The sequence below is a fragment of the Hoeflea sp. CAU 1731 genome (genome assembly GCF_039888615.1).
Classification (GTDB): Bacteria; Pseudomonadota; Alphaproteobacteria; order Rhizobiales; family Rhizobiaceae; genus Flavimaribacter.
Genome location: NZ_JBDQQS010000009.1, coordinates 104,706 through 129,094 on the forward strand (window position 1 = coordinate 104,706; position 24,389 = coordinate 129,094).

Annotated in this window: 17 protein-coding genes, 1 pseudogene and 1 riboswitch; of the genes and pseudogenes, 13 read left to right on the forward strand and 5 right to left on the reverse strand. The window is 58.6% G+C overall.

All coding sequences use genetic code 11. From position 1 onward, the window contains the following. Positions 1 to 241: 241 nt before the first annotated feature. From AAFN47_RS15695 to AAFN47_RS15715, 5 genes are all read left to right on the forward strand, one after another. A complete protein-coding gene (locus tag AAFN47_RS15695) occupies positions 242 to 3,304 on the forward strand; it encodes a helicase-related protein (protein ID WP_499810191.1) in 3,063 nt (1,020 codons plus the stop codon). Continuing rightward, the gene (locus AAFN47_RS15700) at positions 3,304 to 3,690 is read left to right on the forward strand and encodes an RNA-binding S4 domain-containing protein (protein WP_499810192.1); all 387 of its coding nucleotides are present in this window, start codon (positions 3,304 to 3,306) and stop codon (positions 3,688 to 3,690) included. Before AAFN47_RS15695 ends, AAFN47_RS15700 begins: the two co-directional genes overlap by 1 nt. A 228-nt stretch (positions 3,691 to 3,918) precedes the next feature. Further along, positions 3,919 to 4,257, forward strand: coding sequence for a ferredoxin FdxA (fdxA, locus tag AAFN47_RS15705; protein ID WP_499810193.1), 339 nt, complete (start codon positions 3,919 to 3,921; stop codon positions 4,255 to 4,257). Positions 4,258 to 4,643: 386 nt separating this feature from the next. Then, positions 4,644 to 5,225: a CarD family transcriptional regulator gene (locus AAFN47_RS15710; RefSeq protein WP_499810194.1), complete on the forward strand. Its 582-nt coding sequence runs from the start codon at positions 4,644 to 4,646 to the stop codon at positions 5,223 to 5,225. Positions 5,226 to 5,514: 289 nt separating this feature from the next. Next, positions 5,515 to 6,375, forward strand: coding sequence for an RNA polymerase factor sigma-32 (locus tag AAFN47_RS15715; RefSeq protein ID WP_499810195.1), 861 nt, complete (start codon positions 5,515 to 5,517; stop codon positions 6,373 to 6,375). 15 nt (positions 6,376 to 6,390) lie between these two features. Here the strand turns inward: AAFN47_RS15715 and AAFN47_RS15720 are convergent, their stop codons facing one another. The 4 genes from AAFN47_RS15720 to thiB all read right to left on the reverse strand — a co-directional run bounded on the left by AAFN47_RS15720 (position 6,391) and on the right by thiB (position 11,372). Continuing rightward, positions 6,391 to 7,848: a M48 family metalloprotease gene (locus AAFN47_RS15720; RefSeq protein ID WP_499810196.1), complete on the reverse strand. Its 1,458-nt coding sequence runs from the start codon at positions 7,846 to 7,848 to the stop codon at positions 6,391 to 6,393. A 144-nt stretch (positions 7,849 to 7,992) separates the two neighbouring features. Further along, positions 7,993 to 8,712: a thiamine ABC transporter ATP-binding protein gene (locus tag AAFN47_RS15725; protein WP_499810197.1), complete on the reverse strand. Its 720-nt coding sequence runs from the start codon at positions 8,710 to 8,712 to the stop codon at positions 7,993 to 7,995. Beyond that, entirely contained in the window at positions 8,712 to 10,346 is a 1,635-nt protein-coding gene (gene thiP, locus AAFN47_RS15730) for a thiamine/thiamine pyrophosphate ABC transporter permease (protein WP_499810198.1), read from the reverse strand. Before thiP ends, AAFN47_RS15725 begins: the two co-directional genes overlap by 1 nt. Positions 10,347 to 10,352: 6 nt before the next feature. Then, positions 10,353 to 11,372, reverse strand: coding sequence for a thiamine ABC transporter substrate binding subunit (gene thiB / locus AAFN47_RS15735; protein WP_499810199.1), 1,020 nt, complete (start codon positions 11,370 to 11,372; stop codon positions 10,353 to 10,355). Between the two features lie 38 nt (positions 11,373 to 11,410). Next, positions 11,411 to 11,518, reverse strand: a riboswitch (TPP riboswitch). An 83-nt stretch (positions 11,519 to 11,601) separates the two neighbouring features. On the opposite strand from thiB, the gene AAFN47_RS15740 reads away from it, so the two are divergent. The 8 genes and pseudogenes from AAFN47_RS15740 (at position 11,602) to AAFN47_RS15775 (ending at position 23,468) form a co-directional block, all read left to right on the forward strand. Beyond that, positions 11,602 to 12,255, forward strand: a complete 654-nt coding sequence (locus AAFN47_RS15740; RefSeq protein ID WP_499810200.1) for a thiamine diphosphokinase — start codon at positions 11,602 to 11,604, stop codon at positions 12,253 to 12,255. A gap of 6 nt (positions 12,256 to 12,261) precedes the next feature. Beyond that, positions 12,262 to 14,076 (forward strand): ABC-F family ATP-binding cassette domain-containing protein, encoded by a 1,815-nt coding sequence (locus AAFN47_RS15745; RefSeq protein ID WP_499810201.1) that lies wholly within the window; start codon positions 12,262 to 12,264, stop codon positions 14,074 to 14,076. Between the two features lie 159 nt (positions 14,077 to 14,235). Next, positions 14,236 to 17,939: pseudogene (gene metH, locus AAFN47_RS15750) on the forward strand (methionine synthase). Between the two features lie 118 nt (positions 17,940 to 18,057). Continuing rightward, positions 18,058 to 18,900: an AAA family ATPase gene (locus tag AAFN47_RS15755; protein ID WP_499810202.1), complete on the forward strand. Its 843-nt coding sequence runs from the start codon at positions 18,058 to 18,060 to the stop codon at positions 18,898 to 18,900. A 46-nt stretch (positions 18,901 to 18,946) separates the two neighbouring features. Continuing rightward, on the forward strand, positions 18,947 to 19,870 hold the full coding sequence (metA, locus tag AAFN47_RS15760; RefSeq protein ID WP_499810203.1) for a homoserine O-acetyltransferase MetA: 924 nt from the start codon (positions 18,947 to 18,949) through the stop codon (positions 19,868 to 19,870). A gap of 8 nt (positions 19,871 to 19,878) precedes the next feature. After that, positions 19,879 to 21,063: a vWA domain-containing protein gene (locus AAFN47_RS15765; RefSeq protein ID WP_499810204.1), complete on the forward strand. Its 1,185-nt coding sequence runs from the start codon at positions 19,879 to 19,881 to the stop codon at positions 21,061 to 21,063. 47 nt (positions 21,064 to 21,110) lie between these two features. After that, entirely contained in the window at positions 21,111 to 22,118 is a 1,008-nt protein-coding gene (locus AAFN47_RS15770) for an aldose epimerase family protein (RefSeq protein WP_499810205.1), read from the forward strand. A gap of 453 nt (positions 22,119 to 22,571) precedes the next feature. Beyond that, the gene (locus tag AAFN47_RS15775; protein ID WP_499810206.1) at positions 22,572 to 23,468 is read left to right on the forward strand and encodes a PfkB family carbohydrate kinase; all 897 of its coding nucleotides are present in this window, start codon (positions 22,572 to 22,574) and stop codon (positions 23,466 to 23,468) included. A 35-nt stretch (positions 23,469 to 23,503) separates the two neighbouring features. Here AAFN47_RS15775 and AAFN47_RS15780 read toward each other — a convergent pair whose 3' ends face one another. After that, positions 23,504 to 24,091, reverse strand: a complete 588-nt coding sequence (locus AAFN47_RS15780; protein WP_499810207.1) for a histidine phosphatase family protein — start codon at positions 24,089 to 24,091, stop codon at positions 23,504 to 23,506. Positions 24,092 to 24,389: the final 298 nt, after the last annotated feature.

Genomic DNA, 24,389 nt, shown 5'->3' on the forward strand with positions numbered 1-24,389 from the left:
CGGGTCTTGAAGGGAATCACCATCTTGTGTCGATCGACCAATACAGGCGCATATATGGCCGTGAACAAAACCGGAATCGGCTTGAGTCAGTGATTCGTCGCCGATTCGTTCTCAGCATGTTCCGAAAGTTAACATCGCGTCCTGGCGAGACGGCGCCGGCGGACCGCGGCGGCGGCATTGACGTCCCGACTTCGCCGGATTTCATCGTATCATCTGATTGACGCCACGATCGATTTTCAAGATGTCCGTATTGATGCAGCACCCTGAGACCGCCAGCAGCCAGCCCATGATCCTCTCCGGCCGTGGTGTCACCGCCGTGCTTGGGCCGACCAACACCGGCAAGACACACTACGCCATCGAAAGAATGGTGGCGCACAAATCTGGCGTGATCGGTTTGCCGTTGCGGCTTCTGGCGAGGGAGGTCTATGGTCGGATCGTACAACGCGTCGGAGCAGACAAGGTCGCGCTTATCACGGGTGAAGAAAAGATTTCCCCAAACGGCGCCGTCTATTCTGTCTGCACAGTCGAGGCGATGCCAAGGCAGACGGACGCTGCGTTTGTGGCGATCGACGAGGCGCAACTCGCTGGCGATCTCGAACGTGGGCACATATTCACTGACCGCATTTTGCATCTGCGAGGTCAGGAGGAGACGCTGCTGCTGGGGGCGGCGACCATGCGGCCTATCCTGGAAAAACTGCTTCCCGGCTTGACCGTCGTGTCGCGGCCGAGATTGTCGCATCTCGCCTATGCCGGCTCGAAGAAGATCACCCGGCTGCCGCGCCGCAGCGCTGTCGTGGCGTTCTCCGCCGAAGAGGTATACGCGATCGCCGAGCTGATCCGGCGCCAGCGCGGCGGCGCAGCGGTGGTTCTCGGCGCACTGAGCCCGCGCACCCGCAATGCCCAGGTCGCGCTCTACCAGGAAGGCGATGTCGAATACCTGGTCGCCACCGATGCGATCGGCATGGGCCTCAATCTCGACGTTGACCACGTTGCGTTCGCGCAGGACAGTAAATTCGACGGGTTTCAGTACCGCAATCTGACACCGGCGGAAATGGGCCAGATCGCCGGGCGCGCCGGCCGCCATATGCGCGACGGCACATTTGGCGTCACCGGACGCGTCGCGCCCATGGTCAATGAGACGGTCGAGAGGATGGAGAGCCACGAATTTCCACCGGTCAAGCTGCTACAGTGGCGCAGCAAGCGCCTTGATTTCAATTCGCTGGACGCATTGCGTCAGTCGCTGGAGGCAACGCCGCCCGTGCAGGGTCTAACCCGGGCGCTGCCTGCGGTCGATCAGCGGGCGCTGGAACGGTTGTCGCTGGATCCCGAGATTCGCGACATGGCGCGCGGCGCCGATCGGGTGGAACTGTTGTGGGACGTCTGTTCATTGCCTGATTACCGACGCATAACGCCTTTGCAGCATACCGACCTGATTGCGACAATTTATCGTGACATTGTTCGTCTTGGGACCGTAAAGGAAGATTATCTGGCGGAGCAGGTGCGACGGGCGGACCAGACCGGCGGCGATATCGATACGTTGTCGGCGCGCATATCCCAGATCCGGACCTGGACCTATGTCTCACATCGGTCTCACTGGTTGGAGAATCCGTCACACTGGCAGGAAAAGACCCGGGAAATCGAAGATCGGTTATCGGATGCACTGCATGAAAGGTTGACGAAACGCTTCGTTGACCGCAGGACATCTGTGCTCATGAAGCGGTTGAGAGAGAACGCGATGCTTGAAGCTGAAATTGGTGTCGATGGCGATGTATTCGTCGAAGGCCATCATGTGGGACAATTGTCGGGATTCCGGTTCACGCCGGATTCATCGGCTGAGGGACCGGACCAGAAAGCCGTCCTGGCTGCGGCGCAGAAGTCGCTCGCCATCGAGTTCGAGGCAAGAGCCGCGCGTGTGCATGCATCCGGCAATCATGATTTCGCCCTCGGCTCCGACGGCACTGTGCGATGGCTTGGCGATCCCGTTGCAAGGCTCGCCTCCAGCGACAGCATTCTCGCGCCGCGCATAATCCTGCTTGCCGATGACCAGCTTTCGGGCCAGGCGCGAGACGTGGTGACGGCGCGGATCGAACGCTTCGTCCACCATCACATCTCAACGATCCTGAAACCGCTCGACGACCTCGCAAAGGCCGAGGATCTCGAAGGCCTCGCCAAGGGCCTCGCCTTCCAAATCGTCGAGGGGTTAGGCGTCCTGTTTCGGCGTGACGTCGCCGACGACGTCAAGGCGCTTGATCAGGAGGCGCGCGGTTCGCTGCGGCGCTATGGCGTGCGGTTCGGCGCCTATCATGTTTTCATGCCTGCATTGCTTAAGCCGGCTCCGGCCGAGATCATCACCATGCTCTGGGCGCTGCGCAATGAAGGTTTCGACAAGCCGGGATACGGAGAAATCGCGGCGGCTTTGGCTGCGGGCCGCACCTCGATTGTCACCGATGCGGAATATCAACGCGATTTCTACCGGCTTGCGGGTTTCCGCTATCTTGGCAAGCGCGCCGTGCGCATCGACATTCTCGAGAGACTGTCCGATCTTATTCGACCGCTCCTGCAATGGAACCCAGGAAACGGCGTTCCGCCGGAAGGCGCCTATGATGGGCGGCGTTTCTCGACGACGCCGGCTATGCTGTCGATCCTGGGCGCTACGCCGGACGACATGGAAGAAATTCTGAAAGGTCTTGGCTACCGGTCAGAGGCCATCGAACCGGCGGTGGCAAAAGCGCACCTGGACGCGATACGCGTGAAGGCGTCGCCCGCGGAGGTCGAGGGCGTAAAAGCCAGCGAGGCTTCGATGGAGGCTGGACCGGAAGCCGGAGCTGCCGAGAAGACGGAAGACACTTCGACTGAGGAATCCGCGTCAGAGACGGGAGACGAAGCCAAGGTTGGCGAGGCGCCTGAACAGGACGGACAACCGGCTGAAGCCGGCGCGACGGCGCAAGCGCCTGTCGAGACGCAAATAGCCTCGCCTGAGACAACCGCAGACGCTATTCAGGCTCCTGCAGAGGAGGCCGCCGAGGAGGAGCCGAAGCCGGTATTGCTTTGGCGTCCGGCCGGCCGCAATGAGAACAAAGGTCATCGTCAGCATCGGCAGGGCAATCGTCAAAGACAGGGAGCCGGACGCGGCAAGGGCGACGACCGAAACCAGCCTCACCGCAACAGTAAAGGCAAACCGCCGCGTCATGGCAAGAAGCATGGAGATCATGGAAAGCCGCGCCCGCCGCGCAAGGAAAAGCCAATCGATCCGGATTCGCCATTCGCCAAGCTTGCCGCGCTGAAGGAGCAGATGAACAAGTAGTGTGCGCCTCGCAGAGGATCGACAAGTGGCTATTTTATGCGCGTGTCCTCAAATCTCGGTCGCTGGCGGCGAAACTCGTCCAGAAGGGCCGGGTGCGCGTCAATGGCGACAAGATCGACAGGGCGAGCCGCATGATCGTTGCGGGTGATGTGCTGACGATAACACTGGACCGCGTCATCAAGGTTCTGGAGGTGGCGGATCCGGGAACGCGCCGCGGTCCCTACGAGGAAGCCCGTCAGCTCTATCGCGATATTTCACCCGAGCCGTCTCCTGAAAAAGACAAGACGCCTGTCGCCATGGTTCCGTTGCGGGAAGCCGGAAGCGGTAGGCCGACAAAACGCGATCGACGCCAGATCGATCGATGGAAGGCGTTGACGGACGAATAGGCGCTCTAGGCGTGCATTCTTGGCGCCGGTTTTACTGTTCGGTCTGTGCTTGTGCGAAACGTTCCCTGAAATGGCGCAGAAAAAGAAGAATTTTTCTGGAGCATTGCGGCAAAAAGGTGAGACTGCGCTGCGTGTAGAAATGGCGCACTTGCCAATGCAAAACAGACTCGCTACCTGAACCGGAGAATATTTGTTCGCGGTTCAACGCGGGCGTCACCGGAGCCTTTCATGACCTACATCGTCACCGACAACTGCATCAAATGCAAATATACCGATTGCGTCGAGGTGTGTCCGGTAGACTGCTTTTACGAAGGCGAAAACATGCTCGTCATCCACCCAGACGAGTGCATCGACTGTGGCGTTTGCGAGCCGGAATGTCCTGCGGAGGCCATAAAACCGGATACTGAACCAGGTCTCGAAAAGTGGCTGCAGATTAATACGGAGTTCGCCGAAAAATGGCCTAATATCACCATCAAAAAGGATTCTCCGGCGGATGCCGAGGAGTTTGATGGAAAGGACGGGAAATACGAAGACTATTTTTCTCCGGAACCCGGTGACGGGGATTGACGCCCATTCAACGGGCAGGGTCAAAGAAATTAACTGGTGAAGTTCCGGGCGACTGCCTGCATTTACCAAGAATCGATTGACGCAGGCTGCGACATTGTGCGCCTGCGGCAAATTGTTGAATTTTGCGCTTCTTTATGCTATATGTGTGAAACTGACCGAAGGCGGATGAACGAGTTCGCCTTGATTGCCATAACAACGGAAGTGCAACCCCACATATCCTCATGTTTGCAACAGCAGTGTGCATGGATTGCTGGAGGTTTGATTGTTGTGGACGATCCCAGCCAGGATTGTTGAAGCCGCTGCCCAGTGGGGCGCCCCTTCGCATGTGACGGCCAGTACCCAACCCCGAATGTTAGCGGGGCAGTAACAGGGAGTACATAGAGCGGATGACAACGCAACAGAAGAAGCCTGCACAGCGCCAGGGTTTCAAGACCAACGAATACATCGTTTACCCTGCCCATGGTGTTGGCCAGATCGTTGCAATCGAGGAACAGGAAGTCGCCGGGCACAAGCTTGAGCTCTTCGTCATCGATTTCGACAAGGACAAGATGCGCCTGAAGGTGCCCGTCGCCAAGGCGTCCTCAATCGGCATGCGCAAGCTCGCCGAGACCGACTTCGTAGAACGTGCATTGAAGGTGGTGCAAGGTCGCGCCCGCATAAAACGCACCATGTGGTCGCGGCGTGCGCAGGAATATGACGCGAAAATCAATTCCGGCGACTTGATTTCCATCGCAGAGGTCGTTCGCGACCTGTATCGTGCTGAAAATCAGCCCGAACAGTCCTATTCCGAGCGCCAGCTTTATGAAGCGGCACTCGATCGCATGGCGCGTGAAATCGCAGCGGTGAACAAGGTTTCGGAAACCGAGGCCGTTCGTCTCATTGAGACCAATCTCAACAAGGGACCGAAGCGCGGCAAGGCGGCCGAAGACGAAGTTGCCGAAGAGGATGAACAGGAAGCAGCCGCCTGATCAGATTGCTATCACTTGAATGTGATAGACTCTGGAATATCGGCTCAACCCTAGGAAATCGCTGAAAAAGCCGGCTTTAGTCGGCTTTTTTGCGTTGCAACACCTATCTTGCATATTTGGGATCGATTGGTTCCAAATAGTGAACGCTGCGTTTTCTTGCATAGCGAGTGAACCGATCCCAAGATACGCTCGTTAGACATTGTGAGTTCTTGAGCCCACGCAAAGTAACGCGTCAATGTTGATTTCCCCAGGTCACACAGTGGGCGTTGGCCGCATTTGGGAGAACATGATGAACGACAATCGTGTTCGTCAGACGATGATCAAAGCCGCGATGGCGGCTCCCTATCTCGAAAGGGAAGAAGAGCATGAGCTTGCGGTTCTCTGGAAGGAGGATCGCAACCAGGACGCCCTTAATCGAATTACCATGGCCCATATGAGATTGGTTATTTCGATGGCGGCCCGGTTCCGCAATTTCGGGCTGCCGATGAACGACCTGATCCAGGAAGGCCATGTCGGCCTCCTAGAAGCAGCCGCCCGTTTTGACCCCGATCGCGAGGTTCGCTTCTCGACCTATGCCACGTGGTGGATCCGCGCTTCCATACAGGACTACATCCTGCGCAACTGGTCGATCGTCCGCGGCGGCACCAGCTCCGCTCAAAAGGCGCTTTTCTTTAATCTGAGACGTTTGCGCGCCAAATTGTGGCAAACAAACGAATCCGGAATGGACAGTTCGATTCACAATGAGATCGCGCTGGCGGTTGGCGTCAATGTAAGGGATGTAGCGATCATGGACGCGCGTCTTTCAGGCTCGGATATGTCCCTCAATGCGCCAATATCTGATTCAGAGAACCAGGGCGCCGACAGAATAGACTATCTGGAAAGTGACGACCCCCTGCCGGATGAACAGGTCAGTTCCATGATTGATGACGAGCGAAGGTCTCAGTGGATCGAAGCTGCGCTCGAAACGCTCAATCCGCGCGAAATACGGATCATCAGGGAAAGGCGGCTGAGCGAGGACGGCGCCACGCTGGAATCCCTTGGAACGAGTTTGGGTATTTCGAAGGAACGCGTAAGGCAAATCGAAAACAGAGCACTTCAGAAGTTGAAAATCGCCCTCGAGAAAGACGCTCCGGCCATCGCGACCATGTAGTCGCGGGACAGCGCATCAACGCTCGTCGGTGACCAGCTTGACCTTTTCGCCCACAGACACTGTTTCTCCGCTGGACAGCGAGTTCAGGAGCCGGAACAGCTCCAGTTTTCGACGTGTCCCCTGATTGCGTTCTGCGAGCGACGTCATTGTATCTCCTGGCTTCACGTTTGCGATGCGGATGCGCAGCGGATGTAGAGACGCTATTTCGGAAGACGACATTTTGCTGAATGACGACGTGACGATGCGGGCCGCCGCGTCCAGATTGCTGCTGCCAACGGGCGCAGCGGTTAGCAGTCTGTAGATCCGGTTGCCTACACGGATTACCGTGACGTCGAATTCCCAGGTATCCGCCACAGCCTTCGCTGAGGCGGCCTCTAGCCCGTTGATCCGAAGAGGTCTGACGCTCGACGGATCAAGGCCACTGACCCAGCCGCTGGTGATGTAGCGCGTCAGAGGCGTGCGTTTTTTGTCCGAAACGCCGTCGAAACGGATTGCGATGTCGCCGGGTCCGGTCGCGAGAACAGCCTCGGCTGTATTGTCGATCTGAAAACCCTGGGGAACGCTGAAGCGGATGCCAAGGACCGGATGCAGGAACGTATTTCCCCGCACATAGCCCTGTTTTGGACTATCGCCATAAAGGAGGCCGTCAATAGCCCTTAGATATTTGTCCTGATCACGCGTGCCGACGCCTGGCTGTCCGAACGCGCGAGCATGTCGGTAGGCGAGTTCTCGACGCTTCGGCGCATCAGGATGGCTCGACAGAAAATCGAGACTCGGGTCGAGATCTTCGACATTGTTCTGGTATCGACTGTAGGCGTCCATGGTTTCAAGAAAGCGGGCGGCGGCGTAGGGGTCGAATCCGGCCTCACCGAGCATACGAACGCCGATAACATCAGCCTCCAGCTCCTGTTGCCTGGAAAAGGCTGCAAGCCTGAGCTTTCCACGGGCTTCGACCTGTTCGCCGGTCATTTCACCTGACAGCACTTCCGTCGCGACGCGATTTGCAATCTGCTCGGCTTCCTCGGCGCGCTTGCGAAGGAGTCCGTGATTGGCGGTGACATGGGCCATCTCGTGCGCGATGACGGCCGCTACCTCCGATGAGTCGTCTGCAAGCGCCAGCAAGCCTCTCGTCACATACAGATAACCGCCTGGCAAGGCGAAGGCGTTTACCGCAGGCGAGTCGAGAATCGTAATTCGGTAAGTCTGTTTCGGATTTTCCGAAACGAGAGTGAGAGCGCCGACAATGCGCGCCAATTGTCGTTCTACCTTCGGATCGTTGTACTCTCCGCCATAATTAGCAAGGATCCGCGGGTGTTCGCTTGCGCCAAGCCTGGCTCGCGGATCGTCATCGGTCTGCAGGGTTCCCTGTGACGGCCCGGCGCCAGGCGGATTGGTTTCGTTGAGGAGCGTTTGGCACCCAGCAAGCGCAAGAAGCGCTACGACGCAGAAGACACGCGCGAGCAAGCCCGGCATGCCTGGTGAAGCTGAATTCCCGCGGGATCGGATGTTCCAGACCGATACGAAGGAACTGTCTTTGGGTGCGCTTAGAATCTGCTACGCCTCGTATTTGTCCGCACTGATTTCTAGTACATTAAATGTGGCGCCGGTAGTCCCGTGTCATCTATCTTTTTCACCCATATAGGCCTGAAGGCCAGGAATGTCTCGCCGACCCGCGAAACCCGCCGCAGAACCCTGCCCTGCGATGCTGCGTCGATCAACGAAAACGAACTCGTCGGCGAACTGTTCCGCTTCGTCCGGCTGATGCGTGACCACGGCGACCGTCATGCCTGTTTCCTGCTGCAAGGCGCGTATAAGCGCCAGCATGTCGCCACGAAGTCCGGGCCCCAGCGCCGCGAAGGGTTCGTCTAGCAGCAGCACCGGACGCCTGCGGACAAGCACACGGGCGAGCGCGACACGCTGGCGCTCGCCTCCTGACAACATGCCTGGCTTGCGGTCTGCATAGCCGGATAGCCCGACACGCTCGAGGGCGTCGTCAACAATGCTCCCACTGGCGCCGCGATGGATCTTGCGGTCAAGGCCAATCGAGACATTGCGGCGCACGGGCAGGTGGGCGAAGAGATTGTTATCCTGGAAGACCATGGTCACTGGTCTTTCAGCCGGGGAAAGGGAAGTTACGTCGTCGCCGCCGATCAGAATGCGGCCGCTGTCGGGTATTTCGAAACCCGCGATGAGATTGAGAATGGTGGATTTGCCTGAGCCGGACGGCCCGATAATCGCCGTTGTTACGCCGCCGGAAAGCGTCACGTCGAATAGCATCGGCGCCGATCCATAATCGAACCGCACTTTTTCAAGAACGATATCTGATCCGGCCGTCATTATTGCCCTCCGGCAGACGGTTTGCGACCGCTGTTCGCGATTATCATCAGGATCAGGCAAACGAGGCCGAGTATGAGCGCAATGCCGGCTGCGTCGTCGGTTCGGTAGCTGCTCATGCGCTGCAGGAGTAGATAGGGCAGAGTGATGACGTCCTGGCTGCCGAACAGCGCAATCGCGCCGAGATCGCCTAGTGACAGGGCCATGGCGAAAGCAGCGGCAAGAAAAAAGGCCGTCCGCAAACCGGGCCAGTCCACCAGGAGAAATTTTCGCGCTCCGGTAAGGCCGAGCGAGGCGGAGAGACGGCCGGTGCGCGCCATGTGGCTGGCGTGGGCAGGTTCCATGACCCGCATGACGAAAGGAAGCGCCATCAAGGCATTGACGGCGACAATGATGACCGGCGCAAGGCCAAAGATGTCCGTGTGACCGCGCAGCAGCACGAACCAGCCGGCGCCGAGCACGATCGGCGGGACAAGGAGTATCAGGCTGGAGATCGCCCCGACGGCGCTTCGGAAGGCTGTCGCCACATTCGAATGGCGCATGAGCGGCAAGCAGGCGCTTCTTGCTTTTATCAGCACCGCAGCCATCGTTACGGAAATCAACGCGGCGACCATGCCTATGACGAGACTTGTCACAGCCGCCCGCAAGACGATGTCTTCTCCCGCCAACCTCACAAGATCGGACGCCAGGCCGGCAGCCGTCACCGAAAGCAGGGGCGACAAAAGAAACACGCCGCCGATAACAATCAATCCGTAGTCGCCGAGCAGTGCGCCAACGCTGTCGCGACCGTATCGCCGCGAAGCGCGACCGTAAACGGGTTCCTCTTCCTGGGGTCTGCCAACAAGGGCGAGAACTGCCAGCAACGCTCCGGTCATTGCGAGTTGTACAAGAGCCAGCACAACGGCGCGCAGCGGGTCGAAATCGAAGCGCAGCGACTGGTAGATCGCGACCTCGATGGTGGTTGCGCGTGGCCCCCCTCCCAGCAGCAGAACCAGTGTGAAGCTTGTTACGCACAGCATCAGCACGAGGCCTGCGACGCCGGGTATCTGCCCCCGGATCTGCGGCCACTCGATAAGCAGGAAGGTTTGGCGCTGGGTTAGCCCCAACTGTCCTGCGTTGCGCCAATATTCCGATGGAATCTCTTCGAGACGCGCCAGCAGCAGCCTGGCGGCAAGCGGCAGGTTGAAGAAGACATGGGCCAGCAAAATCCCTGAAAGTCCGTATATCGAGACCGGTTTCGCCAGACCCAGCGATAGCAACAGGTCGTTGAGAAGTCCCTGCCGCCCCCAGATTTCGATGATGCCAAGGGCGACGACAATCGGCGGCAATCCCAGCGGAACCGCCAAGAGCTGAATCAGCAGCCGCCTTCCGGGGAACTCAGGACGCCTGGCGATCGCGCGCGCGAACGCGATCGCCGGAATGACGGACAGAAGGGTCGAGGCGACCGCCTGGAACAGCGTAAACCGCGCGACCCGCCAGATATAGCTGTCGAAAAACGGCGATTGGCTCTGCGTCGACCCGGTCGCCGTCAGCACCAGCGCAAGCGCTGCTGATCCGACAATTGCCGTTATGAACAGAAAAACCGCCGCGCCGGCAAAAATGCCGAGCGCCGTCTGTCTTCTGTTCAGCAAGCGCATGGTCGCTTAACGACTCATGACGGCGAGCCACTCGTCGACCCAGGCTTTGCGGTTTTCAGAGACCTCTTCTGCTGTGAAGATCAGAGTCTTTGACGGTGATACAAGTTCTTCGAAGGCCGCAGGCAGTGGTTCTGATGTCTTGCCTGCCGGCAGCATCCAGTTGGTGGTGGGAATTGCGTTCTGGAAACCGGGTCCGGTCATGAAGCTCAGAAACTGTTGCGCAAGGTCCTTGTCCGTCGCCATTTTTAACATTCCTGCGACTTCGATCTGCAGGTAGTGACCTTCCTCGAATGCGGCCGCCTGATACTGATCCGTGTCTTCCGCGATCATGTGATAGGCTGGCGATGTGGTGTAGGAAAGCACCATCGGCGCTTCACCTTTGGTGAACAGCCCATAGGACTCCGACCATCCGGGCGTAACGGCCAGCACGCGATCCTGCAGTTTCGCCCAGGCGTCTGCCGCGTCGTCGCCATAGACAGACCTGATCCAAAGCAGCAGGCCGAGACCCGGCGTCGATGTGCGCGGATCCTGAATTGCAATCTTCGGCGCATCCGGCCCGCCCTCGACCAGTTCCTTAAGGCTCGCCGGCGGCGAACTGACCGCCTCGGTATCGTAGATGACGGCGAAGTAACCATAGTCGAACGGTACGAAAACATCGTCAGACCAGCCGCCGGGAACCGATACATCGGACGTGTCGACGCCGCTTGGCGCGAACAATCCGGTGGCTTTCGCCTCGGCGACGAGATTGGTGTCGAGGCCGAGCACGACGTCGGCTTTTGTTGAATCGCCTTCGAGCCGCAAGCGGTTGAGCAAAGCGACGCCGTCAGCGACGCCGACCCATTCGAGCGTGCAATCGCATTCAGCTTCGAATGCTTCCTTGACGACAGGGCCGGGACCCCAGTCTGCGACAAAGCTCTCATAGGTGTAGACGGTAAGCGTCTTGTCGCTGGCGGTTGCCGGAGCAGCTGACAGTGTTGCGATTGTGGCCAGGCCGATGAAAAATGATGATATGTAGCGTTTGCGCATTTGCGCCTCCTTGACTGTTACAAGAACGGGAAAAAGGCGCGAATGTTGCGTCTAATCCCTACGCCGGTGTTAACCGGATCAGGTTCTACGGGTTGGTGGATCCTCTCAGCCGGCCGCGATTGCGACAGGCACCCCGTTAGAGCGGCTCCACTTGTACTAATCGCCAAAGACGCTGGCAAGAGCCGGAAAAACTGCTAGAGGCTTCACGCACAAGCTTCATAAGAGACCCATGAACGACAATTCCGCATTTCTCATACTTCTTGGTGGAGAGCTTTCAACGACGGATCGGCTGCGGCGGCAAATTTCCGGCACGCGGGTAATCGCGGCCGACAGCGGCATGCGGCATGCGCGCATGCTCGACGTCGAGCCCGAGATCTGGGTAGGTGATTTCGATTCGGCGACCGCCGCTCTCCAGGAAGACTGGCGCCATGTGGAGCGGATACCATTTCCGGCGGAGAAGAACTTCACCGATGGGGAAATCGCGGTCGAAGAGGCGTTGACGCGCGGCGCCCGAAGTCTTGTTCTCGCCGGATCCTTGGCCGGTGAGCGCAGCGACCATGCCCTGCTTCATATGACCTTCGCCTGCTCGCTGGCGCAAAGCGGCCTGGATGTTCATCTGACTTCCGGCGCGGAAGAGGCATGGCCGCTCTTGCCCGGTTCGCGCGCGTTCGAGTTGCCAGCTTCGTCGCTGTTCTCGATCGTCAATTTTACGCCTGTTGAGGACCTCCATATTGAAGGCGCGCGCTATCCGCTCACCGATCACGAGCTCGCATTCGGATCATCCCGCACCTTGTCGAATGTCGCCGAGGGGCCGGTGACGATCACCATGGGCTCGGGGTCGGCGATACTGGTTGCGCGTCCCTATGATCTTTCGGGACGGTGATTGAAGATGGCGCCGCCAATTATAAAACTCGATGACATTCACCTGACTTTCGGCGGGACGCCCCTGCTCGACGGCGCCGACCTGCAGGTCGAACCGGATGACCGGATTTGTCTTGTCGGCCGAAATGGCTCCGGCAAGTCCACGCTGATGAAAATCGCCGCCGGGCTGGTCGAAGCCCAGTCGGGAGAGATATTCCGCCATCCTAAAGCAACGGTGCGCTATCTCGAACAGGCGCCGGATTTTACCGGTTACGAAACGGTGCGCGCCTATGCCATGGCCGGCCTTGCGCCGGGCGATGACGAGCATCGCGTCGATTATCTTCTCGAACATCTCGATCTGACCGGAGATGAGGATCCTGCAAGAGTATCCGGCGGTGAAGCGCGCCGCGCGGCGCTGGCGCGGGTGCTTGCTCCCCGGCCCGATGTACTGCTTCTGGACGAGCCGACCAATCATCTCGACCTGCCAACCATTGAATGGCTGGAAAAGGAACTGCGTGCGTTTCGCGGCGCTCTGGTTGTCATTTCACACGACCGGCAATTTCTGAAATCAGTGTCGCGGGCGACCGTCTGGATCGATCGCGGCAAGACGCGCCGTCTCGAAAAGGGTTTCGAGGCTTTCGAAGACTGGCAGAACGAGGTTCTGGAGGAAGAAGAACGCGCACAGCACAAACTGGGCCGAGCGATCGTGCGCGAGGAACACTGGCTGCGTTACGGCGTGACGGCGCGGCGCAAACGCAATGTGCGGCGGCTCGGCGAATTGCATGCCATGCGGGAGCGCCATCGCAGTCATCGCGGGCCGACAGGCGTTGCAATACTTCACGCCTCGGATGCGAAGGATTCCGGAAAGCTGGTGATCGAGGCGGAAGGGCTTGTGAAGCATTATGACGGCCGGCCGATCGTTGACGATTTCTCCCTGCGCGTTCATCGCGGAGATCGTATCGGCCTCATCGGTCCGAACGGCGCGGGCAAGACAACTCTGCTGAAGTTGCTGACCGGCCAGTTGCAATCGGACGTCGGCGCGCTGCGGCTCGGAACCAATCTCGAAATCGCGATTCTGGATCAGAAACGGGAGGATCTCGATCTGCAGATGTCACTCGAAATGTTCCTGACGGACGGTCGTGGAAGCAATCTCGTCGTCAATGGCGAACAAAAACATGTGACAGGCTACATGAAGGATTTTCTGTTCCAGCCGGAGCAGGCCCGCACGCCTATACGGGAATTGTCAGGTGGCGAGAAGGCGCGATTGCTGCTCGCCAAGATGCTTGCGCGCCCTGCCAATCTGATCGTGCTGGACGAGCCGACAAACGACCTCGACTTGGAAACGCTCGATCTTCTGCAGGAACTTGTCGCCGGGTTCGCGGGCACCGTCATCCTGGTAAGCCACGATCGGGATTTTCTGGATCGGACGGTAACTTCGGTGATCGCGCCGGCGCAGATGGAAGCGCCGGACGGTCGATGGATAAGCTATGCGGGCGGCCATACCGATATGCTCGCCCAGAGGCGGGAACAGGAGGTCCGGTCAAAACCGTCGCCGACCTCAGCTTCCTCCGCTGCCGTGGCGCCGAAGTCTTCCGGCCGCGAACGAAAGCTGTCTTACAAGCAGAAATTCGCTTTGGAGACTCTGCCTGGAAAGATCGCCGAGGCGGAACAGAAAGCCGGTGAGCTGGAAGACCTGATGGCCGATCCGAATCTGTTCACACGCGATCAGGAATCGTTCAATCGCGCAGCGGAAGATCTTGCGGCTCTCAGGTTGAAACTGGAGGCCATGGAGGAGGAATGGCTGGAACTCGAGATGCTGCGCGAGGAAATTGAAACCGGATGATCCCTTGAATCGAAAGGGGTGACCGTTATAGTGCGGGCAAATCGACATTGCCGGACCGACATTTCTCCCAATGTATGTGCACTACAAGGACCTGCGCTTGCCGCTCGCCCGCCAGTATTGCCCGGCAACATAGACAACCCGAACAGGAACAGCACAGCAATGCATGCGAATATCGAGGCTTTGGCCGAAGAGAGGGTTCTGATCCTCGACGGCGCGATGGGCACCATGATCCAGGAAAGAAAACCGGACGAGGCGATCTATCGCGGCGAACGGTTTCGCAATCATCCGACTGATTTGGCGGGCAACAACGAACTATTGAGTCTGACGCAGCCTGAAATGATCACCGATATCCATCGGGCCTTCATCAAAGCCGGAGCCGATATCATCTGCACCAACACTTTCTCGGCGAGCCGGATCAGCCAGGCGGACTACGATCTGCAGGAAATTTGCGTCGAACTGAACCTCGCCTCCACCGAATGCGCGCGCAAGGCGGTCCAAAGCGTAGACCGGCCGGTGTGGATCGCCGGCGCCATCGGGCCGACCAACCAGACGGCGAGCATCTCGCCTGACGTCAACGACCCGGGCATGCGGAAGGTCATGTTCGACGATCTTGCGCTGGCCTATTGCGAGGCGGCGAAGGCGCTTATCGAAGGCGGAGTGGACCTTATCCTGATCGAAACCATTTTCGACACGCTCAACGCAAAGGCGGCCGTCTATGCGTTGGAAACGTTGCGTGACGAAGGCGTCGCCGTTCCTCCGCTGATGATTTCCGGCACGATCACAGACCGCTCCGGTCGTACATTGACAGGCCAGACGCCGGAAGCGTTCTGGATTTCGCTATGCCATGCAAAACCGTTCTCCGTAGGGCTCAACTGTGCGCTCGGCGCCGCCGAAATGAGGCCGCATATCCGGGCGCTTTCGGATATCGCCGACACCCGGATCTGCGCATACCCAAATGCCGGGTTGCCGAACGAGATGGGCGGCTATGACGAACTGCCGGAGGAAACTGCGGCCTATCTTGGCGCATGGGCTGAAGCCGGCCTTGTCAACATCGTAGGCGGTTGCTGCGGAACCACCCCGGATCATATCCGCGCCATCGCCGATGCCGTGCGGGGCAAGGCGCCGCGCAATGTTCCTCGCTTTGCCCCACGGTTGCGGCTTTCGGGCCTCGAAATGTTCGAGGCTGATCGCGAAGAGGTTGCGGCATGAACGTCGCCACTTTCATCAATATCGGTGAACGCACCAACGTTACAGGATCGGCTAAATTCAAGAAGCTGATCATGGAAGGCGACTACGCGGCTGGCCTTGAAGTCGCAAGGAGCCAGGTCGAGAACGGCGCCCAGATAATAGACGTCAATATGGACGAAGGCCTGCTCGAGAGCGAACAGGCGATGACGACCTTCCTCAATCTCATTGCCTCCGAACCGGACATCTCGCGGGTTCCGGTGATGATCGACAGTTCCAAATGGTCTGTCATCGAGGCGGGGCTGAAGTGCACCCAGGGCAAATCCGTAGTCAATTCGATCAGCCTGAAGGAAGGCGAAGAGCCGTTTCTCGAACAGGCGCGGATCATCCGGCGCTACGGCGCAGCTGTAGTCGTCATGGCCTTCGACGAGGACGGTCAGGCCGAAACCGCCGAGCACAAGTTCAGTATTTGCGAAAGATCCTATCGCCTTCTGACGGAAAAGGCCGGATTCAGCCCGGCCGATATCATCTTCGACCCCAATATCTTTGCCGTCGCAACCGGGATCGAGGAACACAATAATTACGCGGTCGCTTTCATCGAAGCGACGAAGATGATCAAGGAACGGCTGCCCTACGCCCATGTGTCGGGAGGATTATCGAACATCTCCTTTTCGTTCCGCGGCAACAATCCGGTTCGCGAGGCGATGCATTCGGTGTTCCTTTATCACGCGATCCGGGCCGGTCTCGACATGGCGATCGTCAACGCCGGCCAGATCACCGTCTATGACGATATTCCGGAAGAGCTGCGCGAGCATGTCGAGGATGTGCTGCTCAACCGCCGTGACGATGCGACCGAGCGCCTGTTGGCGATCGCCGACAATTATCGCGGGTCCGGCGAGGCGCAGAAGAAGGCTGATCCAAAATGGCGTGAGGAGCCGGTTGAAGAGCGGCTGCGTCACGCGCTCGTTCACGGCATTACCGAGTTTGTCGTCGGCGATACGGAGGAATGCCGGCAGCGCGCCGAAAAACCCCTCGACGTGATCGAGGGTCCGCTGATGGAAGGCATGAACGTCGTCGGCGACCTATTTGGCGCAGGCAAGATGTTTCTGCCCCAGGTGGTGAAATCGGCGCGCGTCATGAAAGCCGCTGTCGCCCATCTCATTCCCTTCATGGAGGAGGAGAAAAAGCGCAGCGGCGACACAAGCGCGAAGGGGCGGATCCTCATGGCGACCGTCAAGGGCGACGTCCATGACATCGGCAAGAACATCGTCGGCGTCGTGCTCCAGTGCAACAACTACGACGTGGTCGATCTCGGCGTCATGGTTCCAACCGAGGATATTCTGGAGAAGGCGCGCGAAGAAAAGGTCGATATTATCGGCCTGTCCGGTCTCATCACGCCCTCGCTCGACCGCATGGTCGACGTCGCTTCCGAAATGAAACGGGCAGGCTTCGACCTGCCGTTGCTGATCGGCGGCGCAACGACATCGAAGAAACACACGGCGTTGAAGATCGCGCCGGAGTATGATCACGGTGTCCTGCACGTCAACGACGCCTCCAAAGCGGTTGGCGTTGTGGCCCGGCTTCTGTCCAGGACGGCGCGTTCCGGTCTCCTTGCAGAAGTTGCACTCGATCAGGAAAAGATGCGTGGAAGCGGCTCGAAGGAAAAGGCTCGTCCGGTGATTTCCATCGCCGAGGCGCGCGCCAACAAATTCGATGGCGGCTTCGACAGCTACACGCCGCCGAAACCAAACATTACTGGTCTGCAGGTCTTCGAAAATATACCTGTCGACGATCTCGTGCCTTTTATCGACTGGACGCCTTTCTTCCAGACCTGGGAGATGTCCGGCGGCTTCCCCGCAATTCTCGATGATCCGGACAAGGGCCCGGCCGCGCGCGATCTGTATGACAACGCGCAGGCGATGCTGAAGCGCGTCGGCAACTGGTTTCATCCGAAGGCGGTCATCGGTCTCTGGCCAGCCAATGCCGACGGCGACGACATCACTGTCTGGGCGAGCGAAGCGCGCGACAGGCCACAGGCGCGGTTCAGTATGCTGAGGCAGCAGGGGCGAAAGTCGCGCAATCGCCCCAATCTCTGCCTGTCAGATTTCGTTGCTCCTATAGGCTCGCCTGACTGGCTGGGCGGCTTTGCCGTGACGGCCGGACCGGAGGTCCACGAGATCGCCAATCGCTTCAAGGAAGAAGGCAACGACTACGATTCGATCATGGTTCAGGCGCTTGGCGATCGTCTAGCAGAAGCACTGGCCGAAGCCATGCATGCACGCGTGCGTAAGGAACTTTGGGGCTACGCGCTCGATGAGGCCATGTCCAACAACGAGCTGATATCCGAATCCTATCGCGGCATTCGACCGGCGCCCGGATATCCGGCTTGCCCGGATCATACCGGCAAGCGGGTGTTGTTCGACCTTCTGCAGGCGCCGAAGCATACGGGCATCGAGCTCACGGAATCCTGCGCGATGTGGCCGGCGGCTTCCGTCTCCGGTCTCTACTTCGCGCATCCCGGATCATCCTATTTCGGCGTCGGACGTATCGGCGCAGATCAGGTGCAAGACTATGCAAGACGCCGGGGCATAACTGTCACTGAAGCCGAGACCTGGCTTTCGCCGTCGCTTGCGTATGACTCAGCCGCTCGCGCCGCCGAACTGAAGAAGACCGCCTGAAAAATCCGGTGACGGATCGATCGTGAAGCCAATGAGGCCGATTTGTGCCATCAAATGCTTCCAATTGAGATCGGCACACTCTAATGTCGCGCCCGCTTGATAGGAGATTGTAGGGAATATGCGTTTCGAGGGTACTGACGCTTATGTCGCGGAGAAAGATCTGACGGTCGCCGTCAATGCGTCGATCACGCTGGAGCGGCCGCTACTGGTCAAGGGTGAGCCCGGAACCGGCAAGACCGAACTCGCGAAGCAGGTTGCGGCGGCGCTGGATCTGAACTTGCTGGAATGGCACGTCAAATCCACCACCAAGGCGCAGCAGGGTCTCTACGAATATGACGCGGTTTCCCGGTTGCGCGACAGCCAGCTCGGCGACGAGCGCTTCAATGACGTGCGCAACTATATTCGCAAGGGCAAGCTGTGGGAGGCTTTCACCGCCGAAAACCGCGTGGTGCTTCTGATCGACGAGATAGACAAGGCGGATATCGAGTTTCCGAACGATCTGCTTCAGGAACTCGACAAGATGGAGTTCTATGTCTACGAGACGGGCGAGACGGTGCGCGCAAAACAGAGGCCGATCGTCATAATAACCTCGAACAATGAGAAGGAATTGCCGGACGCCTTTCTGAGGCGCTGTTTCTTCCATTATATCAAATTCCCGGAAGCCGAGACGCTGATGCAGATCGTCGATGTCCACTATCCCGGCATCAAGCAGGATCTCGTGCGCGCGGCGCTCACCCAGTTCTACGAGATTCGCGAGGTCGCCGGCCTGAAGAAGAAGCCATCGACATCCGAAGCGCTGGACTGGATTCGCCTGCTGGTTTCCGACGACGTTTCGCCCGCCGATCTCCGGGGAAACGCTACGAATGCCTTGCCGAAACTGCACGGAGCGCTCCTCAAGAACGAACAGGACGTTCATCTGTTCGAGCGACTGGCTTTCATGGCGCGGAGAAACGGCGGCTAGCATAGCCGATTTGCCGCAAATCCGTTCCTGCTAATCGAGACGACCGATGCCTATCAAGATTCCCGACCTGTTGCCTGCGCGCCAGACCCTCGAAGCAGAGGGTGTGAGGGTGATGACCGAAACCGCCGCTATCCGCCAGGATATCCGGCCGCTGCAGATCGGCTTGCTCAATCTTATGCCCAACAAGATCCGCACCGAGTTGCAGATGGCGCGTCTCCTCGGCGCGACGCCGCTGCAGGTCGAGCTTAGCCTGGTGCGCATTGGCCAGCATATGCCGAAGAATACGCCTGAAGAGCATCTGCTTGCTTTCTACAACACATGGGAGGAAGTGCGCGATCGCAAGTTCGACGGGTTTATCATCACAGGTGCGCCGATCGAACTGCTGGATTTCAAGGAGGTGTCGTACTGGCCAGAGATGGAGCAGATCTTCGACTGGACAGTCACCAATGTGCATTCGACGCTGAATGTCTGCTGGGGCGGAATGGCGGCGATCCATCACTTCCATCGCGTGCCGAAATACACGCTGTCGGAAAAGGCCTTCGGGGTTTATCGTCACCAGAACCTCAACCGCGCATCGCCCTATCTCAACGGTTTTTCCGACGATTTCCAGATACCGGTTTCACGTTGGACCGAGATCCGGGAGGACGACATCGACCCGGCGCGCGGACTGGAAATTCTAATGAAGTCGGACGAGACGGGCGTCTGCATGATACACGAGCAGATGTGCAACCGGCTTTATATATTCAATCACATCGAATATGATTCCTTCTCGCTCAAGGAGGAATACGAGCGGGACGTGTGTCAGGGCAAGTCGATCCACATTCCGCACAATTATTTTCCCGCTGACGACCCGTCGCGGGAACCACTTAACCGTTGGCGCAGCCACGCCCATCTACTGTTCGGAAACTGGATCAATACGATCTACCAGACCACCACCTTCGATATCGGGCAGATCGGCGAAAACAGGTAGTCGGCAGCATGTTCATACCGTTCTTCCTGGAACTCAAAGCTGCAAAGGTGCCGGTTTCCCTGCGCGAGTACCTGACGCTACTTGAAGCCATGAAAGAACAGGTGGTCGATTTCGATGTCGAGGGTTTCTATTTCCTCGCGCGCGCTGCGCTGATCAAGGACGAACGCTATATCGACCGCTTCGATCGTGTATTCGCGCACGCCTTCAAGGGGCTCGAGGCGGTTTCCGGCGAGCCCGGCGCGCAAGTCACCGAAATTCCCGAGGAATGGCTGCGCAAGCTTGCCGAGAAGCATCTGACCGACGAGGAGAAGGCGCTGGTCGAAAGTCTCGGCGGTTTCGACAAGCTCATGGAAACCCTGCGGAAGCGGCTGGAAGAGCAGCAGGGTCGCCACCAGGGCGGCAACAAATGGATCGGGACCGCCGGAACGTCTCCCTTTGGCGCCTATGGCTATAATCCGGAAGGCGTTCGGATCGGCCAGAAGGAAAGCCGCAACCGGCGGGCCGTGAAGGTCTGGGACAAGCGCGAATTCAAGAATTTCGACGATTCGGTCGAACTCGGCACACGCAATATCAAGGTGGCGCTCAAGCGACTGCGACGCTGGGTGCGGCAAGGCGCCGACGAGGAGTTCGATCTTGGCGGCACGATCCGCTCCACCGCCGAGCATGGCTATCTGGATGTCAAGACGCGGCCGGAACGGCGCAACGCGATCAAACTGCTGATGTTCTTCGACGTCGGCGGCTCGATGGACGGCCATATCAAGGTCGTGGAAGAATTGTTCTCGGCCGTGCGCGGCGAGTTCAAGCACATGGAATATTACTATTTCCACAATTGCCTCTATGAAGGCGTGTGGAAGGACAATCGCCGCAGACATCAGGAAGTCTTGCCGACCTACGATGTGATCCGAACCTTCGGTCCTGACTATCGGGTGATATTTGTCGGAGACGCCTCGATGAGCCCGTACGAGATTGTTTACCCGGGCGGCTCCGTTGAGCACTGGAACGAGGAATCGGGTCAGGTCTGGCTCACGCGAATGCTCAATCATTTCCCGAAGACCGTGTGGATCAATCCGGTCGTCGAAAAATACTGGCGTCATGCCCATTCCATTGGTCTCGTGCGCGAGATATTTGCTGACCGCATGTATCCGCTGACCCTGGCCGGTCTGGAACGGGCGACGCGCGAGCTTTCACGCTGATTCACAACTAAACCGGAACGCCGGTCGGCAGGCTGGAGGCGCAACCCATGCAGGAAATCTTCGGCCACGCGCCAAATGGCGAGACGGTTCACCGTTATACGCTCAGCGGTGGAGGACTGACAGCGAGGATCATGACATGGGGCGCGGCGGTTCAGGATTTGCGGCTCAACGGGCACGCGCCTGCGCTGGTGCTCGGTTTCGAGCGTTTCGACGACTATCTTTCATATTCTCCCTATTTCGGGGCAACCGTCGGCCGCTACGCCAACCGTATTGCCAAGGGCCAGATACGCATGGATGGGACCCTCTACAAGCTCGATCGCAACCAGGCGAACAATCATCATCTGCATGGCGGATCGGAAGGAACAGGCCAGCGCGTCTGGTCGGTCGCCGATCTCGGCCCGGATTTCATCCGGCTCGAGATCGATGAGGTGGATGGACATATGGGCTATCCCGGAAAATGCCGTATGACCTGCACCTACAGGCTGTTGCCGGACGGCGTTCTGTCGGTGGTCCATGAGGCGCAATCCGACCGGCCCACGGTTTGCAACGTGGCGCATCACAGCTATTTCAACCTGGATGGGCGGCCTGACATTCTGGACCATGAAATCAGGATAGACGCCGACCACTACATTCCGGTGGACGGCGACCAGATACCGATCGGCGATATTCTCGGCGTCATCGGATCGCCGTTCGACCTTCGTCAGATGCGGCCGATTCGCAATGCCGAAAGCGGGGAGCAATTTCTGTACGACCACAATTTCTGTCTTTCGGACGAGCGCACGGACAAACGCAGCGTCGCGTTGGTCAGGAGCCCGCATTCCGGCGTTTCGCTCGAGGTCAGGACCGGAGAGCCGGGCCTGCAGTTCTATTGCGGTTACAAGGTGAATACGCCCGTCACAGGTCTTTACGGCGCGCCATATGGCGCATTTTGCGGGCTTTGTCTCGAAACGCAGATCTGGCCGGATTCGCCCAATCATGACCAGTTCCCGAATGCGATTCTTGCACCGGGAGATACGCTTGTCCAGGAAACGGATTACGTCTTTTCACGCGCCTGAAACCGGATGAAGCCGGAACGGAGGATGCGCGTTTCTAAACCGAATATGCTTACTAAATATATGAAATAATTATTAAAAAGACGATCTCATCAGATCGCCGCTCGGTGTTTGACCTGTCTTTGGTTTCACCTTTCAGATTGAAAACATAGCCCAACGCAGGATCTGGCTTTGTTTCGGGAATTCGCGATTCTGGTGGCTTCTGCGCTTTTCCTGTTTCCCGCGCAATCTGGCTTTGTTTCGGGAATCTGCGTTTTCGATTTTCATGCGCCTATTCGCGACGCCTCCTCACACCAATGTTTAATAGCACAACCTGAGGTTAAAATCACTGATGTTTTTCTGAGATCGGCAAAACTAGCCGGTGTGGTCGAGGCAGAGGCAGGGTCGCCCGAAGTAGTTGACCTGATGGCGATCCTGCGACACGGATAGTGTTCGAAACGTGAGTTTTCTTTACACATGAACTTAATCCTGACTGTTGGCGTCGCGGTAATCGATTTCGTTTTCCGCGTCGATGAGATGCCGAAGGCCGGCGCAAAAACGCGAGCGCAGAATGCAGCGGTCGTTGGCGGCGGCTGCGCCGCCAATGCTGCGGCGGCGATCAGCCGGCTTGGCGGGAGCGCGCATCTGGCGGCGCGGGTCGGCCAGGATATGGTCGGCGACCTGATCGTTTCGGGTTTGCGTGATGAAGGCGTCGATTGTTCGCTTGTACGGCGGTTCGAGAATGGCCGATCGTCCTATTCCTCCGTGGTTGTTGATCGTTCCGCCGAACGGATGATCGTCAATTACAGGGATGAGGCGATTGATTTCAGCGCTGACTGGCTCGCCTCATCGGATGTGCCAGACTTTGACGCAGCGCTTGCGGATACGCGCTGGCCGGAGGGCGCGCGTGTCGCCATGGAAAAGGCGAGAGAACGCGGCGCGCCAGGTATTCTGGACGCCGAGCCTCCGGTGCGCGAGGCGCAGGCGGCGTTGGGCGTCGCCTCGCATATCGCATTCGGACAGAGAGGCCTGTTGGATTTCACCGGTGAGACCGATTTCGAAACGGCGCTCCGGGCAGCCGCGGCCGAGACGGGGGCCTGGGTCTGCGTGACGCTCGGCGACAAGGGGGTGACGTGTCTGGAAGATGACGGCGTCGCGCATATGCCGTCCTTTGCGGTGCAGGCTGTCGACACGCTGGGCGCCGGAGATGTCTGGCATGGCGCTTTCGCCATGAAGCTCGGCGAAGGCGTTAGCGAAAAGGAAGCGATCCATTTCGCCAATGCGGTCGCCGCGCTCAAATGCACGCGCTTCGGTGGGAGGGCGGGCGCGCCGAGCGCCGCCGAAGTCGAGGCGTTTCTTGCAGAAAATTCCTGACGCCGACAGAGCTTAATAGCCGGCTTTGACGGAAATCAGTTCAGAAGAATTTCGTTGATGACGCGCAGCGGCGGCTCTCCTTCACCGACCTCTTTTTTCGGGACAACGATCAGCGCCTCGCCGGTCCTCGGCGTCACGCCTGTGAGGGCCTCGACATTAACGTCGTGTGTAACCATCACCTGGTTGCCTGGTCCACGAAAGTTGCGAATGACTTCCATCACACCGTCGATTTTCGCGTCGACGTCGCTGTCGCCTTCCTGAATGAGATCAAGCGCCGGCAAGGGTTCCAATGCGGGGCTTCGAAACGCGTTGGCGGCGGTATCCAGCGCTCTGCACCAGCGGCTGGAATAGAGCCGGGAAATGGAGATGGAACGGGTGGCGAACTTGACGCCCCAGCGGTGCGACTGCTGCCGGCCGCGGTCGGAAAGATTGCGTTGCGTGGAACAGTCGTCGAGCTCGAAATACGGCGGATCGCCGATGCCCGGCGCATCGGCGTTGGTCAACAGGATTGTATAGCCGCCGCCGGAGATGAGCGCCCACGCCGCCTCCGTGGCGCTCGCCGCATCCACACGCACCGCCATGAAGGCCGTGAACACGGCGACCATGGCCCATCGTCTTGTCATATAGCGTTTCCTCGCATTTCGGGCGCCAGGATACCTGATTTCGCCGACGAAAACTCGTCGGCCATGTTGACCGTTCTTGGTCTGCGGGGCAAGCTAATCCTTAGAAATGGATGACCAGTGACCTCAGCGATGCAGCTCGAAGCTGTGATGTCCCGGCCTGCCCGGACAGGTAGCTGCTCTGCGGCTTCCTGGAGAGGTTGTCGGGCCTTTTTCCTTTTCCTTTTGATGGTTGCACGCTGTATATAGTGGTCTTTGCGCGTCGCGCGCCTCCTGTCCAGTCTAAAGAAATCCACTAATA

Bases quoted from the DNA above. Each gene is read 5' to 3' on its own strand.
- AAFN47_RS15710 (WP_499810194.1), top strand. From the start codon at position 4,644: ATGACAACGCAACAGAAGAAGCCTGCACAGCGCCAGGGTTTCAAGACC.
- AAFN47_RS15770 (WP_499810205.1), top strand. From the start codon at position 21,111: ATGCAGGAAATCTTCGGCCACGCGCCAAATGGCGAGACGGTTCACCGT.
- metA (WP_499810203.1), top strand. From the start codon at position 18,947: ATGCCTATCAAGATTCCCGACCTGTTGCCTGCGCGCCAGACCCTCGAA.
- AAFN47_RS15740 (WP_499810200.1), top strand. From the start codon at position 11,602: ATGAACGACAATTCCGCATTTCTCATACTTCTTGGTGGAGAGCTTTCA.
- AAFN47_RS15780 (WP_499810207.1), bottom strand. From the start codon at position 24,091: ATGACAAGACGATGGGCCATGGTCGCCGTGTTCACGGCCTTCATGGCG.
- thiP (WP_499810198.1), bottom strand. From the start codon at position 10,346: ATGCGCTTGCTGAACAGAAGACAGACGGCGCTCGGCATTTTTGCCGGC.
- AAFN47_RS15720 (WP_499810196.1), bottom strand. From the start codon at position 7,848: ATGCCGGGCTTGCTCGCGCGTGTCTTCTGCGTCGTAGCGCTTCTTGCG.
- AAFN47_RS15775 (WP_499810206.1), top strand. From the start codon at position 22,572: ATGAACTTAATCCTGACTGTTGGCGTCGCGGTAATCGATTTCGTTTTC.
- fdxA (WP_499810193.1), top strand. From the start codon at position 3,919: ATGACCTACATCGTCACCGACAACTGCATCAAATGCAAATATACCGAT.
- AAFN47_RS15765 (WP_499810204.1), top strand. From the start codon at position 19,879: ATGTTCATACCGTTCTTCCTGGAACTCAAAGCTGCAAAGGTGCCGGTT.
- thiB (WP_499810199.1), bottom strand. From the start codon at position 11,372: ATGCGCAAACGCTACATATCATCATTTTTCATCGGCCTGGCCACAATC.
- AAFN47_RS15695 (WP_499810191.1), top strand. From the start codon at position 242: ATGTCCGTATTGATGCAGCACCCTGAGACCGCCAGCAGCCAGCCCATG.
- AAFN47_RS15745 (WP_499810201.1), top strand. From the start codon at position 12,262: ATGGCGCCGCCAATTATAAAACTCGATGACATTCACCTGACTTTCGGC.
- AAFN47_RS15755 (WP_499810202.1), top strand. From the start codon at position 18,058: ATGCGTTTCGAGGGTACTGACGCTTATGTCGCGGAGAAAGATCTGACG.
- AAFN47_RS15715 (WP_499810195.1), top strand. From the start codon at position 5,515: ATGAACGACAATCGTGTTCGTCAGACGATGATCAAAGCCGCGATGGCG.
- AAFN47_RS15725 (WP_499810197.1), bottom strand. From the start codon at position 8,712: ATGACGGCCGGATCAGATATCGTTCTTGAAAAAGTGCGGTTCGATTAT.